Below are 15,997 nucleotides of genomic sequence, written 5' to 3'. Positions count from 1 at the left end.
CGAACTTCTCGGCCGGAAGCCGCCGAATCGGTCAATGCTGTGCGCGAGCCAGGAGTCACACCCCGGCGCCCGGCGCGAACTCCTCCAGCATGTCGGTCACCAGCGCTGCGATCGGCGACCGCTCGCTCCTGGTGAGGGTCACGTGTGCGAACAGCGGATGGCCCTTGAGCTTCTCGATCACCGCGGCGACACCGTCATGGCGGCCGACGCGCAGGTTGTCGCGCTGCGCGACATCGTGCGTCAGCACCACGCGCGACCCCGACCCGAGCCGCGAGAGCACCGTGAGCAGCACGTTGCGCTCGAGCGACTGCGCTTCGTCGACGATCACGAAGGAATCGTGCAGCGACCGTCCGCGGATGTGCGTCAGCGGCAGAACCTCGAGCATGCCCCTCGACAGGACCTCGTCGACCACCTCGGTCGACACCAGTCCCTCCAGCGTGTCGAAGACGGCCTGCGCCCACGGCCCCATCTTCTCGGCCTCGCCTCCGGGCAGGTAGCCCAGTTGCTGACCGCCGACCGCGTACAGCGGGCGAAAGACGACCACTTTGCGCTGAGTGCGACGCTCGAGCACCGCCTCCAGACCCGCGCACAGGGCCAGCGCCGACTTGCCGGTGCCGGCCTTGCCGCCCAGGGAGACGATCCCGACGGACTCGTCGAGCAGCAGGTCGAGCGCCACGCGCTGTTCCGCCGACCGGCCGCGCAGGCCGAACGCCTCGCGGTCGCCGCGGACGAGCTGTACCTGTTTGGTCTCGGTGACGCGGCCCAGCGCACTCTGCCCGTTGCCGACCATCCGCACGCCCGTGTGGCAGGGCAGTTCCCGCGCCTCGTCGAGATCGATCAGCCCGTCGGCGAACAGGGCGTCGATCGCCGAGTCGGCGACGTCGATCTCGTCCATTCCGGTCCATCCCGAGACCACCACGTCCTGGGCGTGGTACTCGTCGGCGGCGAGGCCGACCGCGCCCGCCTTGACGCGCAGCGGGGTGTCCTTCGAGACCAGCGTGACGTCGCGGCCCTCCGCACGCAGATTGAGCGCGCAGGCCAGGATCCGCGAGTCGTTCGTGTCGTTGCGGAAACCGGCGGGCAGGACCGTCGGGTCGGTGTGGTTGAGCTCCACCTGCACGGTTCCGCCCTCGTCGCCGATCGAGATCGGCAGATCGAGACGTTCGTGTCTGACTCGCAGGTCGTCGAGCAGGCGAAGTGCCTGACGCGCGAACCAGCCGAGTTCGCTGTGGTGGCGTTTGCCCTCGAGTTCGCTGATGACGACCAGCGGGAGCACTACGTGATGCTCCGCGAAGCGGGTCACCGCCCACGGGTCGGACAGCAGGACGGAGGTATCGAGGACGTAGGTGCGAACGGTCACGTCGGACTCCTAGTCGCCCGTGCAGCCCCGCACGGAACGAGTTTGTCTGAGCAGCCGGTCGGCTCGTGCCTGCTCGATCTCCACCTGCCGGCGGTCAACCGAAGTCGGCGAGAGCCGGGGCCGGCCCTCTCGTGACACCTGTGTCGTTCACGAATCGAACCTCCCGAACGAACCGCTTCCCCGCGGCCCGTTAAGGCCCAACGTACGCTGCGTCACATCTCCGAGTGGCCAAGCGCAGTCGGCGCGTCGGTGAAGGTTGAGTTACCGAACGACGACGCCGAGCGATCTCTCGTCACACCACCGATCAGCGGCAACTTCAGCACCACGACAGCGGTCGACGGGCGTCGCACCCGTCGACCGGTCACCAATGGTGGATCGACCGCCGCCGGGACGTGCGGGGCGGTTCGCCGCGCGACGCCTTACGGACGCGGGTGTCTGTGAATCGGCTCGGGCCGGGAACGACGATCTCCCGGACCCGATTCCGGGGCCTGCAGGGAGTCAGTGCCCGGCAGCCTTCGCGAGAATCCGGGCACGCGCGGACTCGGCCTCGGCGCTGAGCTCCTGAAGGCTCTCCAGCTTGAGCTCCGAGGCCAGCTTCGCCGCGATCGCGGCGTCGGTCGAGACGTCTTCGAAGTCCGAGATGAAATCGCGCTGCGCGTCGAAGTCGGCGATGTCGGAACCGATGTGCTCGATCCCGGCGAGCGCCTTGTCGACGGCCAGGACGGTGGACTCCTGGTCCGCTACCACGCCAGCCATCAGGAAGGCCTGGAACGTAGCGGCCTGCACGGCGTCGTCGGTCTGGATCTTGGTCAGGATCTGAGTCAGGTTCTCGTCGTCGACGTAGCCCAGCAGCTTCTCGATGAACGTGACGCACTGGTTCTCGTGCACCGCGAGCAGGGCCAGGACGTCCATCGGTCCGAGGTTCTCGATGGCCTCGGGCGACTGCCGCCAGCCGGCGACCACATGGATGCGACGACGGTTCTCGGCCTCCACCGGATCCACCGCCCGGGTCACCACCAGGTAGTCGCGCAGGACGATCGAGTGACGATTGTCCTCGGCGGTCCACACGCCGACCAGCTGTCGCCAATCGGAGAACGCGGGGAAGTGCATCGCGAGGACGCGATGGAACGAGGGCAGATTGTCCTTGGTGAGCAGCAGCGCCTGGAGTCCGGCCGCGGCGGTCTCGGGCAGCGTGGAATCGGACGGCACGTAGTCGTCACCGCCCAGGAAGGCGAAGTTGCGGCCCAGGTCCCAGGGGATCCAATCCGACGGCGTCCACGAGATGGCACCTTCGGCGTGCTCCTCCGCGATCTCCGGGAGCGCCTTCTCCAGCGCGTTGATCAACTCGTCATTGCTCAGTACAGCCACGACACCCACCCTAAACGACGGACGGCCCCCACCGAAACCAGGCGACGCCGGCCGCTACGGGACCGGCGTCGCCTGGATTTCGGCTCGGATCAGGCCTGCGCGCTCATCAGACCCCAGTCCTCGAGGCCCTCGTACAGAGGCAGATCGAGAGCGAGCTTGCTGACGCGTGCACGAAGGGCCGAGACGTCGGCGCCCTTGCCCGCGGCGAGCGCGGTGCCGATGATGTCGGCGACCTCGGTGAACTCGGCGTCGCCGAATCCGCGGGTCGCGAGCGCCGGAGTGCCGATGCGCAGCCCGGAGGTCACCATCGGCGGGCGGGGGTCGAACGGCACGGCATTGCGGTTGACCGTGATGCCGACCTCGTGCAGCAGATCCTCGGCCTGCTGGCCGTCGAGGTCGGAGTTGCGCAGATCCACCAGCACGAGGTGGACGTCGGTGCCGCCGGTCAGGACCGAGACGCCGGCCTTGGTCACGTCGTCGGCCGTCAGGCGCTCGGCGAGGATCTTGGCGCCCGACAGGGTGCGGCGCTGGCGCTCGGCGAACTCCTCGCTCGCGGCGATCTTCAGCGCGACGGCCTTGGCCGCGATGACGTGCATCAGCGGTCCGCCCTGCTGGCCGGGGAACACCGCGGAGTTGAGCTTCTTGGCCCACTCCTGCTTGGCGAGGATCATGCCCGAGCGCGGACCGCCGAGAGTCTTGTGGACGGTGGTGGAGACGACGTCGGCGTGCGGCACCGGGCTCGGGTGCAGCCCGGCCGCGACCAGACCGGCGAAGTGCGCCATGTCGACCCAGAGGTGTGCGCCGACCTCATCCGCGATCTCGCGGAACGCGGCGAAGTCGAGGGTGCGCGGGTACGCCGACCATCCGGCGACGATCACCTTCGGACGGGTGTCGAGCGCGATCTTGCGCACCTCGTCCATGTCGACGCGGAAGTCCTCTTTGCTGACGCCGTAGAAGGCGTTCTCGTAGAGCTTGCCGGAGAAGTTGAGCCGCATGCCGTGGGTCAGGTGGCCGCCGTGCGCCAGATCGAGTCCGAGGAGCGTCTCCCCCGGTTCCATGAGAGCCTGCAGCACCGCGGCATTCGCCTGCGCACCCGCGTGCGGCTGGACGTTGGCGAAATCGGCGCCGAAGAGAGCCTTGGCGCGGTCGCGGGCGATGTCCTCGATCACGTCCACGTGTTCGCAGCCGCCGTAGTAGCGGCGTCCCGGGTAGCCCTCGGCGTACTTGTTGGTCAGCACGCTGCCCTGCGCCTGCAGGACGGCCCGGGGAACGAAGTTCTCCGAGGCGATCATCTCCAGGGTGTCGCGCTGACGCGACAACTCGCCGTTCATGGCGGCGGCTACATCGGGATCCAGGTCGGCAAGGGACTGCGAAAACAGGCTCATGGCGCCCGATTCTACCTGCGTGTCTCCGCTCTCCACCGCGTCGGGTTCACGGGCGAACCGGCGGCCCGCTACGCGGCGAGTTCCCTGCGCAGCGACGCCGGGATCAGCGGCTCGTCCAGCAGTCGGCCGAACCGTGCCAGACGTTCCGGACCCGAGGTGCCGGCCCGATCGAGCCAGGTCTCGAGCAAGGCGTAACCCTCGACGTAGGTGGAGATGTACGCGCGCCAGAGCGGCGAGGTGAGGAACCGGAGCATCTGGCGGGCCCGGTCGGGCGCCACGAGCAGCCAGCGCTGGAGGAAGACCGCGACATCGTCGATGTCGTCGCCGCGATCGTGCAGCGCCAGGGCCGCGTCCTGACGCACCCGGATCAGACCGGCGGCCGCGGCCCCGACCGCGCGTGCCCGCTCGGGGTCGAAACGCAGCCCGAAGTCGGCGTAGATCTCCGCGGCCCACTCGTGCCACCCGGTGCCCTTGGCCGCCGCTAGCGCGTGGTCGGCGAGCCCCTCGGCCATCAGACACTGGGGCGTGTTGACCAGGAACACGGTGTGTTCGAGTTGTCCCGATCCGACCAGACCCTGTTCCTTGCGGCAGTGCTCGGTGTGGTGTCCCGGGTAGGCCTCGTGAGCGATCAGCCCCGGCAATGAGGACATGTACTGCGGAAGGTCGGTGTTCACCGCGACCTTGGAACGGTAACCGCCCAGGTAGTAGTTGAAGCCCGACCACGGTTTGTCGCCGACCACTTCGAACTCGACGGTCTCCGCATCCGGCAGCGGGAAGGCGGTGCGCACCGTCTCGCGCAGACTGCCCGAGAACTCCGCGATCAGTTGCGCCACCGCGGCGGCCGGGATCTCGTCGGCCCGACGGTAGGCGGCGTACGCCTCGCGGAGCCGGTCGCCGGTCGCCCCCGGCACCCCGAGCGCCTCGGCCATCCCGGCGTGGGCCTCGCGGTAGACGGCCTCGTCGCCGGGCTCGATCCGGACGTCGAAGTACGCCTGGACCTCGTCGACGAACCCGACCTCCTCGCCCGCGAACTTGCGGGCCGAGCACTCGAGTGCACGCAAGTGGGCCCCGACGAACTCGGCCCGTTCGGCGGGCAGACCGGCCGGCAACTCGCGCTGCAGCGCGCGGGCGCGGTCCGCCAGCTCGGCCGGGTGCGGCGCGGGCGCGTTCTCGACCTCCACGCGCAATGCGGGATCACCGGTGTAGGCGTCGACGAATCCCTCTTCGAGGCGGTCGAACGCCAGCCCCAGCCGCAGGTACTCGGTCACCGGATCCGCGGACATGCCACCTGTCATGTGACCAACGCTACCGGCGACGCCCGGCTATCGTCTCCGCGACATCGGCGTCCCTGTAGCCTTACCCTCCATGGCGCGTCTATCCCACGACCGCGACCCCGGCCTGTACCTGGAACTCGACCGCAAGCAGTGGCGTGAGCTGCGGCAGTCGATGCCCATGGTGCTGAACGAGTCTGAACTCGACAAACTCGTCGGCCTCGGTGAGCAAGTCGATCTCAACGAGGTCGCTGAGGTCTACCTTCCGCTGTCCCGGTTGATCCACCTGCAGGTGGAGGCCAGACAGCGACTGTTCGCGGCGACGTCGACCTTCCTCGGCGAACGTCAGCGGAATCGACAGGTGCCCTTCGTGATCGGCATCGCCGGTTCGGTGGCCGTCGGCAAGTCGACCACCGCCCGCGTCCTGGCGACGCTGCTGTCGCGGTGGGAGACCCACCCGAAGGTCGACCTCGTCACCACCGACGGATTCCTACTGCCGACGGCGGAGTTGGAGCGGCGGGGCATCATGCACCGCAAGGGCTTTCCCGAGTCGTACGACCGCCGCGCGCTGCTGCGCTTCGTGACCGAGGTGAAGTCGGGCACGCCCGAGGTCACGGCACCGGTCTACGACCACGTCAGTTACGACATCGTGCCCGGCGTGGTGCACTCGGTGCGCCAGCCCGACATCCTGATCGTCGAGGGCCTCAACGTCCTCCAGACCGGTCCCACCCTGACCGTCTCGGATCTGTTCGACTTCTCGATCTACGTCGACGCGAAGACCTCCGACATCGAGAAGTGGTACATCTCCCGATTCCTGCAGATGCGCACCGGTTCGTTCGCCGACCCCGAGTCGCATTTCCACTACTACTCGTCGCTGACCGACGAGCAGGCGACGATCGCGGCGCGCGATATCTGGACCTCCATCAACCGCCCGAACCTGATCGAGAACATCCTGCCGACGCGACCGCGGGCCACCCTCGTGCTGCGCAAAGACGGCAACCACGCGATCAACCGGGTGCGGCTGCGCAAACTCTGACGCCGGCCCGATGCCGACGAGCGCGGCCTCAGGCCGTGATCGGCGCGATCTCCGCGTTCGTCGCGGTCACCAGGTCGGCGGGCGCCAGCCGGATCTCCAGGCCGCGGCGGCCCCCGCTGCACAGCACCGAATCCCATTGCAGCGCAGACTCGTCGACGACGGTCCGCAGCGCGGTCTTCTGGCCCAGCGGCGACACACCGCCGAGGACGTAGCCGGTGGAGCGGGTCACTCTCGCCGCCTGCGCCATCTCCGCCTTCGGCGCTCCGAACGCCTTGGCCACCGCCTTCAACGACAGTTTCTCCGGCACCGGCAGGATCGCCACACCGAGTTCGCCGCCGAGGTCCACCACCAGGGTCTTGAGGATCTGCGCGGCGTCGACGCCGAGGGTCGACACCGTGACGGCGACCGCCTCGTCGCCGTAGTCGCCGCGTCGGCGGTCGTGTTTGTACCGGTGGACCTCGAAGGGCAGGCCCGCGCGCTCCAGCGCCGCGATGGCCGGCGTCGCCGCTGCCATCAGCGCCTCGCCAGCCACTGATCGAAAGTCGTCTCGGTGATCGCATCCGGGTGGTCCGGGACCAGTCCGCCCGAGCGCAGACCGGGTCCGCCGTAGTTGACGCCGAACACGAATCTCGGCGAACCCTTCTGCGCGGCTATCGCTTTGGCGGCGTCGGCCAGATCCATGACGGCCGGTCCAGCCACCGTCACACGGGCTGGTCGCGCAGTGTCCAGCACGACGTCGGCGAACACCTCGGCCACATCCTCGACCGCCGCGGGACGGCTGAGCATCCGGGGTGCTGCACCGATCGGACCGAAGGTGAGCATCGAGAGGAACTTCTGCGCCAGTGAGTACCACTGCGTCGACAGCACCGCGGTGGCCGTGCCGCCGAGGGTCTCGGCGTACACCGTCTCCTGCTCCGCCTTGCCGCGGTAGTGCCCCATCTTCCTGTTGACGACCGGGTCGGACGCACCGTAGATCGACAGGAACACCACTGCCGCGCCCGCAGCCTCCGCGGCGATCGAGATGTTCCGGGCCACGGCACCGAAGAATCGCACGGATTCGTCAGCGCTTCGGGACAGCAGGCTGGTGGCGTCGACCACGACGTCGGCGCCCTCGCACGCCTGCGCCAGGCCCGAACCGGTGACCGCGTCCACGCCGGTCGCCCGATGCGCTCGGGTCACCTGCGCACCGCGGCGTTGCAGTATCTCGCTGAGCACCGAACCGAACTCCCCGCTGGCGCCGACGACGGTGACTCGCATGCTCTCAACCCTCTCGTGGATTCTCGCCGCCGATCGACTTCATTTGCCGAAGCGGCGGTTACGTGCCGTGTAGTCCCGCAAGGCGCGCAGGAAGTCGACGCGCCGGAACTCAGGCCAGTAGGCGTCGGTGAACCAGATCTCCGAGTACGCGGACTGCCAGAGCAGAAATCCGCTGAGGCGCTGCTCGCCCGAAGTCCGGATCACCAGGTCCGGATCGGGCGTCCCACTGGTGTAGAGGTGGGAGTCGATGCCCTCGACGGTCACCGCGTCCACCAGTTCCTCGGAGGACGCGCCCGCCGCCAGGGCCTCGATCAGCAATTGCTGTACCGCGTCGACGATCTCCTGCCGTCCGCCGTAGCCGACGGCCACGTTCACGGTCATGTCGGCCGCGCCCTCGGTGCGATCGGACGCCTCGCGCAGCCGTTGGGCGACCGCGGTCGGGAGCTGATCGAGGTTTCCGACGATCCGGACGCGCCAGTCGGCGTCGACGTCGGAGATCTCGTCCACGATGTCGGGGACTATCTCCATGAGCGCATCGAGCTCGTCCGAGTCGCGCGTGAGGTTCTCGGTCGAGAGCAGGTAGATGGTGACCGCTTCGATGCCCAGTTCCGAGCACCACCCGAGCATGTCGGCGATGCGCTGTGCGCCCACCCGGTGCCCGTGGCTGACGTCCTCGAAGCCGGCTTCCCGCGCCCACCGCCGGTTGCCGTCGCAGATGATCGCCACGTGCCGCGGAATGCGCTCGGGATCCATCAGCTGTACAAGCCGATGCTCGTAGACGCGCAGCATGCCTCCGCGTAGCCGGTCTGGGAGCAGTTTCACAGCCGTGATCCTACTCCGCCGGTAAGTTACCGGAGCGAAACTTACGGTACCGTAGGTTTCATGACGGACTCCTCGACGCCTACCAGGCCCGCAGGCCCCGCCGCCGGGGTCAAGCCCGTGCTGCGCGGAGTCATCCACACGTACGCCGCCTTCGTCGCGGCGGCCGTCGGCGTCGTGCTGATCGTCGGCACGGCGATGCACCGGAGCGCCCCCGCGGTGGTGGCAGTGGTCGTGTACGTGATCACCATCTGCGGGCTGTTCGGCACCAGCAGCGTGTACCACCGGATCGACTGGCGGACCCCCAGGGCGAGGATCGCCATGAAACGCGCCGACCATTCGATGATCTTCGTCTTCATCGCCGGCACCTACAGCCCGTTCTGCGTGATGGGTCTCGATTCGCCGACACGCTGGTGGGTGCTGGGCGTCGTGTGGGCCGGCGCCGTCGTCGGAGTGGCTCTCAAGATGATCTGGCCCGCCTCGCCGCGCTGGCTGGGAGTGGTGCTCTACATCGTGCTCGGGTGGGTGATCATCGCAGTCTCGCCGATGCTGGTCCACAACACCGGCGTCGCGGTCATCGTGCTGCTCGCCGTCGGCGGCGTGTTCTACAGCCTCGGCGGCGTTCTCTACGCCCTGCGCTGGCCCGAACCCTGGCCCGGAGTATTCGGCCATCATGAGGTGTTCCACGCCTGTACCGCCATCGCAGCGACCCTGCACTACATCGCCGTCTGGCTGGTGGTGATCGGCTGAGGCCGCCGGGCTAATCTGAGCGGGTGAACACGCCGATCCGCCTCTCGCGCCTGCGTGGCGCAGTGGTCGGCGGAACGTCCGCCGTCACCGGCGTGCTCGCCCACGCGACCGCGCAGGGCATGCTCCCCGAGACGTCGGTACTTCTGATGGTCGGAGCGGCCGCGGTGGCCGTGGGCATCGGCGTCCGCGCCGCGCCCAGCGTTCGGGCACTGCCCGCACTCGTGGCCGGCCAGGCACTGGTCCACCTGCTGCTCGTGCTCACCTCGGGTCATCACCATGACCTGTTCACCGCGCCGATGGCCGTCATGCACACCGCGGGCACCATAGCCGCACTGCTGCTGCTGTGCGGAGCCGAGATCCTGGTGCGGGCCGTCTCTGCGCTCGCCGTTCGCGCGAGCAGTCTGCGGCTGCGGCCCCGGACCGGCTACGCCGCCGTCGTCGTTCCCGCTCCCCCGCAAGCCGCACCGGCCGCGCTCGTCTTCCTCGGCGCCGTCGGACGCCGAGGCCCGCCCTTTTCGGTCTAGCAACCCACGTCATCACATCGCGTGCCGTCGACGGCGCGCGATGACTTCTGCTTGACCGAAAGGCACACCGTTGTCCACCACTCTGTCTTCGGCGACCCCGGAAACTCCGGACTCGCCGCCGAGACCCGCATCCACCCGCGCGACCCTCATCCGCCTCGTTCAGCGACTGCACTTCTACGCCGGCGTGCTGATCGCTCCGTTCCTGCTCATCGCCGCCGTCACCGGCGCTCTCTACGCCGTCTCCCCGTCGGCCGAGCAGTTGATCTACCGGCACCAACTGCACACGGACTCGTCCGGTCCGGCCAAGTCGGTCGCCGAGCAGGTCCGCGCCGCCCAGGCCGTACGCCCCGATCTCCAGGTCACGGCGGTGCAGCCGGCCACCGAACCCGGTGCCACCACCCGTGTGCTCTTCTCCGACCCGTCGCTCGGCGAGTCGGAGCGACTCGCCGTCTTCATCGACCCGGTGACCGGTGAGTCGCTCGGCCAGCTCGCGTCGTACGGGTCGTCCGGCGCGCTCCCGGTCCGTACGTGGATCGACCAACTCCACCGCAGTCTGCACCTCGGCGAACCGGGCAGGATGTACTCCGAGCTGGCCGCGTCGTGGCTGTGGGTCGTCGCGCTCGGCGGTCTGGTCATGTGGGCGGTCCAGGTCCGCAAGCGCCGCCGTGCGACCGGCAGTGGTTCCATGCTGCGCGGCCTTCCCCGCATGCGCGGCCGAGGCCGAACCATCAGCAGACACGGCGTCATCGGCACCTGGATCGCCGTGGCGCTGCTGTTCCTGTCGGCCACCGGCCTCACCTGGTCGACCTACGCGGGCGAACACGTCACCGAGCTGCGGTCGGCGCTGAATTGGACCACTCCGACCGTCGACTCGTCCCTCACCGGCACACCGCAGGCCGCCGGAGGCGAGCACGCCGATCATCAGATGAGCGGATCGGGCTCCATGTCCGGTGCCATGCCCTCGGCCGACGAGGTCGCGGGAATCGACGGCGCCATCGCTATCGCGCGCGCCAACGGCATCGGCGGGCCGGTGGAGGTGACGATCCCCGACAACGCCTCGACAGCCTTCGTCGTGGCCCAGAATCGCGTCCCGTGGCGGATGTCGACCAGCTCCATCGCCGTCGATCCGTCGCGCGACGCCGTGGTCGACGTCAACGACTTCTCCGACTGGCCGCTGGCCGCCAAGTTGTCCGCGTGGGGCATCCAGCTGCACATGGGGCTGCTGTTCGGCCTGGCCAATCAGCTCCTGCTGTTCGCGGTGATGATCGCGCTCATCGTCGCGATCGTGCTCGGCTACCGGTCGTGGTGGCAGCGGCGGTCGCGCACCCGCCGGATCGGTGCGCCCCCGGCACGTGGCGCGTTGCGGGAGCTCCCGTTGCCCCTCACGCTCGCGATCGCGGTGGCAGCGGTGGCCATCGGTTGGTTCATCCCGCTGCTCGGCTGGCCACTGCTGGCATTCCTGGTGGTCGACACAGTGATCGGCGCCGTCCGCACGCGCGGTCTCCAATCAGCCGCATAGCTGATTCTCCGTCTACCCGGAACGGGCGAAAGGCGACGAGGCATGGCGCGCCCGTACCCCGCTCCGGGTAGTCGCCGCTGAGGGTAGGGGTGCCGCTCGGCACCCCTACCGCGCGGCGCGCGCCAACCGGGCGAGCACTTCGGCCGACGCGTCCCACCCCATGCACTTGTCGGTGACCGACTGCCCGTACACCAGGTCGCCGCCGAGCGACTGCGCTCCCGGCACCAGGAAGCTCTCCAGCATCACACCCGAGAGCACCTGGTCCTCGCCCGCACGACGAGCCTCGGCGAACATCTCCGCGACCTCCACCGCGACCTCCGCCTGCCGCTCGTGATCCTTGCCCGAGTTCGCATGAGAGCAGTCGACCATCACCTTCGGTGACAGACCGGCCTCCGCGAGAGTCTGAACCGCGGAGTCCACCGAAGCCGCGTCGTAATTCGGGCCGGGCGTGCCACCGCGCAGGATGATGTGGCAGTCCTCGTTGCCCGAGGTGTGGACAACGGCGCCGCGACCGAAGTCGTCGACCCCGAAGAAGACGTGTTCGGCGGCCGCGGCCTTGACACCGTCGATCGCGACCTGGACGTTGCCGTCGGTCCCGTTCTTGAAACCGACCGGCATCGACAGTCCCGACACCAGTTGGCGATGCACCTGCGATTCGGTGGTGCGGGCACCGATCGCGCCCCAGGCGACGGTGTCCGCGATGTACTGCGGGCTGGTCGGCTCGAGGAATTCGCAGCCCACCGGCAGTCCAAGATCGATGACGTCGAGCAGCAGTGCGCGGGCCGTCCGCAGTCCGCGCTCGACGTCGAACGATCCGTCCATCCCGGGATCGTTGATCAGTCCCTTCCATCCCACGGTGGTGCGCGGCTTCTCGAAGTACACGCGCATCACGATCTTCAGCGCGTCGCGGTACTGCTCGGCGAGCGGCGCGAGGCGACGGGCGTAGTCGAGCGCGGCGACCGGATCGTGGACCGAGCAGGGCCCCACCACCACGATCATCCGATCGTCGTGGCCGGCGAGGATCGCCGCGATCTCCTCCCGATCGCGCTGCACGGCTTCGGCGCGACGCGCGGTCAGCGGAAGCTCACTGCGGAGAGTCTCCGGAGACGGGATCGACGAGAACGCCGTCACCCGCCGGTCGGAGGTGGACGAACTCTGCCCACTGTCGGTGGTTGCGGCGTCGGTGGTGGTAGTCAAGGAAATGCCTTTCAGGTGTCATCCGCGAATCGGGCTGGTCCGCCGCTTCCGGATTCACGCCTGAGGCACTCTGAGATACTCCCGAAACGACGAGAGCAGCGACCATCAGGTCACTGCTCAGGCTCCGGGAAGGTTGATGCGTGCGCGCGTTATCGCTTCATCTCGGCCCCACCCGGAGCCTTGATAAAGAAACGCCAATAGCGTGCGGACTGCATCACGCGACCGAGGCTAGCACAACCGCTTCCCCGGCCGCCAAATCGGCGGTCGGGGGTCACGGGATCGCGGCCAGCACGGTCTCCGCGTCGACGGCGGGCAGATCGCAGACGGTTCCGCGGCACACGTAGGCGGCGTCCACCCCGCCGACCGGTCCTCGATCCTCCAACAGCGGCAGCGAATCCCGTTCGCCGGCGACCACCACCACGCCGCCCGGCACGCCGCGCCGGATCTGCGCGGCGAGTTCGCCCGCGCTGTCGGCGGACTGAGCCACCGCCACCTGGACGGGCCCGGCCACTCGCGCGATCGCCACCGAAAGCCAATGCCCGGCCGAGCGCGGCGCCTTGGCGAGAATGAGTCCCGAGCGGCTCAGGGTCGCGTCGAGCAGTTCCCCGTAGCGTGCGGCATCGTCGACGGAGGGGACGAGAGTCGACGCCAGAAGCAACGCCTCGGCGGCCAGCGAGGCACCCGCCGGGGTGGCCCCGTCCACCGGATCGCGCGGACGGAGCAGCAGGCCGGTCGGATGGGCGTCGTACCAGGCGCCGAACGAATCCGGGTCGGCGAAGACCTCGATCATCTTCTCGATGACCGCCGACGCCGTTGTGCGCCAGCCGATCTCACCAGTCACCTGGTGCAGCGTCAGCAGCGCCGTCGCGAAGGCCGCGTAGTCGTCGAGACCGCCGAGGGGCGCCGCCGGCGTCCCGTCGAGCGACGACCGCCGCAACTCGTCCCCGACCAAGTGCACCTCGGCGAGGACCCGCGCGCATTCGGCGGCCCGCGCCACCCACCGCGGTCTCGCCAGCGCGGCGCCGGCCTCCGCCAAAGCCGTCACCGTCATCGCGTTCCACGCGGTCACCACCTTGTCGTCCCGGTCGGGCTGCGGTCGCCGGTCCCGTGCGGCGCGCAGACGCGACCGCACCGAGGCGTAACGGATCCGGTCGCCCGGGTCGCGGAGCAACTGCAGCGTGGAAGCCCCCTGCTCGAACGTCCCCCGATCGGTCACGGTGAACAGCGCCGCGGCCCACGCGCCGTCGTCGGGTCCGAGCACGTCGATGAGTTCGCCGGTGCGCCAGACGTAGGTGAGCCCTTCGACGCCTTCGGTGTCGGCATCGAGCGACGAGGCGAATCCCGACCCGGTCCACAGGTGCTCGTCGAGGAAGTCGGCGGTCTCCTCCGCCACCCGCAGCGCCAGCGCGTCACCGCGCCTCGCTAGATGGGCGTACGCGCGCAACAGCAGAGCGTTGTCGTAGAGCATCTTCTCGAAGTGCGGAACCACCCAGTCTGCGTCGACGGCATAGCGGGCGAAACCGCCCGCTAGCTGGTCGTATATGCCTCCGCGCGCCATCGCGTGGGCGGTGCGCGTGGCCACGGCACCTGCTTCGCCGAGACCCAGCAGTTCATCGGCGCGCAACAGTGCTTCCAGCAGGGCGGTGGGCGGGAACTTCGGCGCAGCGCCGAATCCGGACGAGCGCGGATCCTCGTCGGAACAGATCGCGCGGACCGCGTCGGCGAGCAGTTGTGCGTCCGGCGGCGGCCCGGTCGGCAGTGAGGCCGCGTTGGCGCGCAGGTGTTCTGCGATCTTGGTTCCTGCGACGATCACCTCGTCGCGCCGGTGATCCCAGGTCCGGGTGATCGCGTCCATCACCTCGGAGAATCCGGGCTGCCCGTTGCGGGGTGTGGGTGGAAAGTAGGTGCCGCAGTAGAACGGATCGGCGTCGGGTGTCAGGAAGCAGGTCATCGGCCACCCGCCCTGGCCGGTCATCGCGACCGTCGCGGCCATGTAGATCGCGTCGATGTCGGGACGTTCTTCTCGGTCCACCTTGATGCAGACGAAGTCCCGGTTCATCTGCGCGGCCAGCGTCTCGTTCTCGAAGGTCTCGTGCGCCATCACGTGACACCAGTGGCACGCGGCATACCCCACCGACAGCAGCACCGGGACGTCGCGGCGGCGCGCCTCGTCGAAGGCCTCCTCACCCCACTCCTGCCAGTGAACCGGGTTGGCGGCGTGCTGGCGCAGATAGGGGCTCGACGATTCCCCGAGCCGATTACGAGCGCTATCCGCGGTCTGTGGATCCTCCACTGTTCTGGCCTCCATTGTCGTGGCCCGTGTTGTTCCGGTGTCCGTCACCGGCGCCGTTCTCGGCCTCGGCCGGTGTCGTCGACTCGGGTAGCCCGGCCGGGTCGTCGACTCGGTCGGTGCCGTCGTCGAAGGCCTGGTCCGGTGCCGGATTGTCGGCGTCGAAACTCTCGGGCAGCTTCTTGAGCTGCTTGTTCATCGACCGGATCAGCAAGAAGACGGCGATCAGCAGCAGGATGATGATCAGCAGGCCGATCGGCGACGCCTTGCCGAACTCCGGGCCTTTCGCCGGCTCGTCGGCCAGTAGCATCACCGCGTCAGAGGACAGGGACAGGACGTTCATTGCTGCTCAATTCCGGCGAAGAGATCGTTCTCCGGGAGGTCTGTGTGCACCCGGGTCTGCGCCAGCTCGAATTCTTCGGTCGGCCACAGTCGCTGCTGCCATTCCAGCGGGACAGCGAAGAAGAAGCCGTTGGGGTCGATCTGCGTCGCGTGTGCGCGGAGTGCGTCGTCGCGCTGCACGAAGTAGTCGCTGCACTCCACCTGGGTGGTGACGCGGCCCATCATGTCGCCTTGGTTACGGCGCCACTTGCTGAGCCATTCCTTGAACGGGTTCTCCTGACCGGCCTTCTCGAACTCGTCCGAGAACGCGAGGATCCGATCGCGGATGAAACCGTGCGTGTAATAGAGCTTGAGCGGCGTCCACGGATCGCCGGCCTCGGGGAACTGTTCCGGATCACCGGACGAGTCCCACGCCGCCATCGACACCTCGTGGCACTTGATGTGATCGGGATGCGGGTAGCCGCCGTTCTCGTCGTAGGTGATGATCACGTGCGGACGAAACTCGCGGATCACCTTCACCAGGCGCTCGTTGGCCTCCTCGAGCGGTACCAGCGCGAAGCATCCCTCCGGCAGCGGAGGCAGCGGGTCGCCCTCGGGCAGACCCGAGTCGACGAAGCCGAGCCACCGGTGCTGCACGCCGAGCGCCTTGGCCGCGGCAGCCATCTCGTCACGCCGGATCTGTGTGATGTTGTCCATCACTCCCGGGCGGTCCATCGCCGGGTTCAGGATGTCGCCGCGCTCCCCGCCGGTGAGGGTGACGACCATCACCTCGTGCCCCTGCGCTGCGTATTTGGCCAGAGTCGCCGCCGCTTTGCTCGACTCGTCGTCGGGATGTGCGTGCACAGCCATGAGCCGCAGCCCGTTCGCGCGTTCGGTCAC

Annotated in this window: 15 protein-coding genes; 4 read left to right on the top strand and 11 right to left on the bottom strand. The window is 68.6% G+C overall.

Features of this window, described 5'->3' with window-relative positions; genetic code table 11:
• Positions 1-55: 55 nt before the first annotated feature.
• From P5P27_RS04260 to P5P27_RS04245, 4 genes are all read right to left on the bottom strand, one after another.
• A complete protein-coding gene (locus P5P27_RS04260; protein WP_278126534.1) occupies positions 56-1,360 on the bottom strand; it encodes an RNA 5'-3' helicase PhoH2 in 1,305 nt (434 codons plus the stop codon).
• 498 nt (positions 1,361-1,858) lie between these two features.
• Positions 1,859-2,728 (bottom strand): acyl-ACP desaturase, encoded by an 870-nt coding sequence (locus P5P27_RS04255; protein WP_006898035.1) that lies wholly within the window; start codon positions 2,726-2,728, stop codon positions 1,859-1,861.
• 89 nt (positions 2,729-2,817) lie between these two features.
• A complete protein-coding gene (gene glyA / locus P5P27_RS04250) occupies positions 2,818-4,113 on the bottom strand; it encodes a serine hydroxymethyltransferase (protein WP_006898036.1) in 1,296 nt (431 codons plus the stop codon).
• Between the two features lie 68 nt (positions 4,114-4,181).
• Positions 4,182-5,408, bottom strand: coding sequence for a hypothetical protein (locus P5P27_RS04245; protein ID WP_039868093.1), 1,227 nt, complete (start codon positions 5,406-5,408; stop codon positions 4,182-4,184).
• Between the two features lie 70 nt (positions 5,409-5,478).
• Here P5P27_RS04245 and coaA point away from each other — a divergent pair, with 70 nt between their 5' ends.
• Positions 5,479-6,420 (top strand): type I pantothenate kinase, encoded by a 942-nt coding sequence (gene coaA, locus P5P27_RS04240; RefSeq protein ID WP_006898038.1) that lies wholly within the window; start codon positions 5,479-5,481, stop codon positions 6,418-6,420.
• A gap of 28 nt (positions 6,421-6,448) precedes the next feature.
• Here the strand turns inward: coaA and P5P27_RS04235 are convergent, their stop codons facing one another.
• From P5P27_RS04235 to P5P27_RS04225, 3 genes are read right to left on the bottom strand one after another with little or no spacing between them, the layout of a single operon-like run.
• Positions 6,449-6,934 (bottom strand): aminoacyl-tRNA deacylase, encoded by a 486-nt coding sequence (locus tag P5P27_RS04235; RefSeq protein WP_062367179.1) that lies wholly within the window; start codon positions 6,932-6,934, stop codon positions 6,449-6,451.
• On the bottom strand, positions 6,934-7,677 hold the full coding sequence (locus P5P27_RS04230) for an SDR family oxidoreductase (RefSeq protein ID WP_045537335.1): 744 nt from the start codon (positions 7,675-7,677) through the stop codon (positions 6,934-6,936). The genes P5P27_RS04235 and P5P27_RS04230 overlap by 1 nt, the downstream gene beginning before the upstream one ends.
• A 39-nt stretch (positions 7,678-7,716) precedes the next feature.
• The gene (locus tag P5P27_RS04225; protein ID WP_006898042.1) at positions 7,717-8,499 is read right to left on the bottom strand and encodes an isoprenyl transferase; all 783 of its coding nucleotides are present in this window, start codon (positions 8,497-8,499) and stop codon (positions 7,717-7,719) included.
• Positions 8,500-8,559: 60 nt separating this feature from the next.
• Here P5P27_RS04225 and trhA point away from each other — a divergent pair, with 60 nt between their 5' ends.
• The 3 genes from trhA to P5P27_RS04210 all read left to right on the top strand — a co-directional run bounded on the left by trhA (position 8,560) and on the right by P5P27_RS04210 (position 11,289).
• Entirely contained in the window at positions 8,560-9,246 is a 687-nt protein-coding gene (gene trhA, locus P5P27_RS04220) for a PAQR family membrane homeostasis protein TrhA (protein WP_062367143.1), read from the top strand.
• Positions 9,247-9,269: 23 nt separating this feature from the next.
• Positions 9,270-9,770, top strand: a complete 501-nt coding sequence (locus P5P27_RS04215) for a hypothetical protein (protein WP_006898044.1) — start codon at positions 9,270-9,272, stop codon at positions 9,768-9,770.
• 70 nt (positions 9,771-9,840) lie between these two features.
• A complete protein-coding gene (locus P5P27_RS04210; RefSeq protein WP_278126529.1) occupies positions 9,841-11,289 on the top strand; it encodes a PepSY-associated TM helix domain-containing protein in 1,449 nt (482 codons plus the stop codon).
• A 105-nt stretch (positions 11,290-11,394) separates the two neighbouring features.
• Here P5P27_RS04210 and P5P27_RS04205 read toward each other — a convergent pair whose 3' ends face one another.
• The 4 genes from P5P27_RS04205 to mca form a co-directional block, all read right to left on the bottom strand.
• Entirely contained in the window at positions 11,395-12,486 is a 1,092-nt protein-coding gene (locus P5P27_RS04205) for a 3-deoxy-7-phosphoheptulonate synthase (protein ID WP_278126527.1), read from the bottom strand.
• A 271-nt stretch (positions 12,487-12,757) separates the two neighbouring features.
• The gene (locus tag P5P27_RS04200) at positions 12,758-14,794 is read right to left on the bottom strand and encodes a thioredoxin domain-containing protein (RefSeq protein ID WP_278126526.1); all 2,037 of its coding nucleotides are present in this window, start codon (positions 14,792-14,794) and stop codon (positions 12,758-12,760) included.
• Entirely contained in the window at positions 14,754-15,119 is a 366-nt protein-coding gene (locus tag P5P27_RS04195; RefSeq protein WP_006898048.1) for a hypothetical protein, read from the bottom strand. Before P5P27_RS04195 ends, P5P27_RS04200 begins: the two co-directional genes overlap by 41 nt.
• On the bottom strand, positions 15,116-15,967 hold the full coding sequence (mca, locus tag P5P27_RS04190; RefSeq protein WP_045537340.1) for a mycothiol conjugate amidase Mca: 852 nt from the start codon (positions 15,965-15,967) through the stop codon (positions 15,116-15,118). The genes P5P27_RS04195 and mca overlap by 4 nt, the downstream gene beginning before the upstream one ends.
• Positions 15,968-15,997: the final 30 nt, after the last annotated feature.

Source organism: Gordonia sihwensis, from assembly GCF_029632925.1.
GTDB classification, from domain to species: Bacteria; Actinomycetota; Actinomycetes; order Mycobacteriales; family Mycobacteriaceae; genus Gordonia; species Gordonia sihwensis.
Note: the sequence above shows the minus strand (reverse complement) of the source record. Positions and strands in the feature narration are given on the sequence as shown.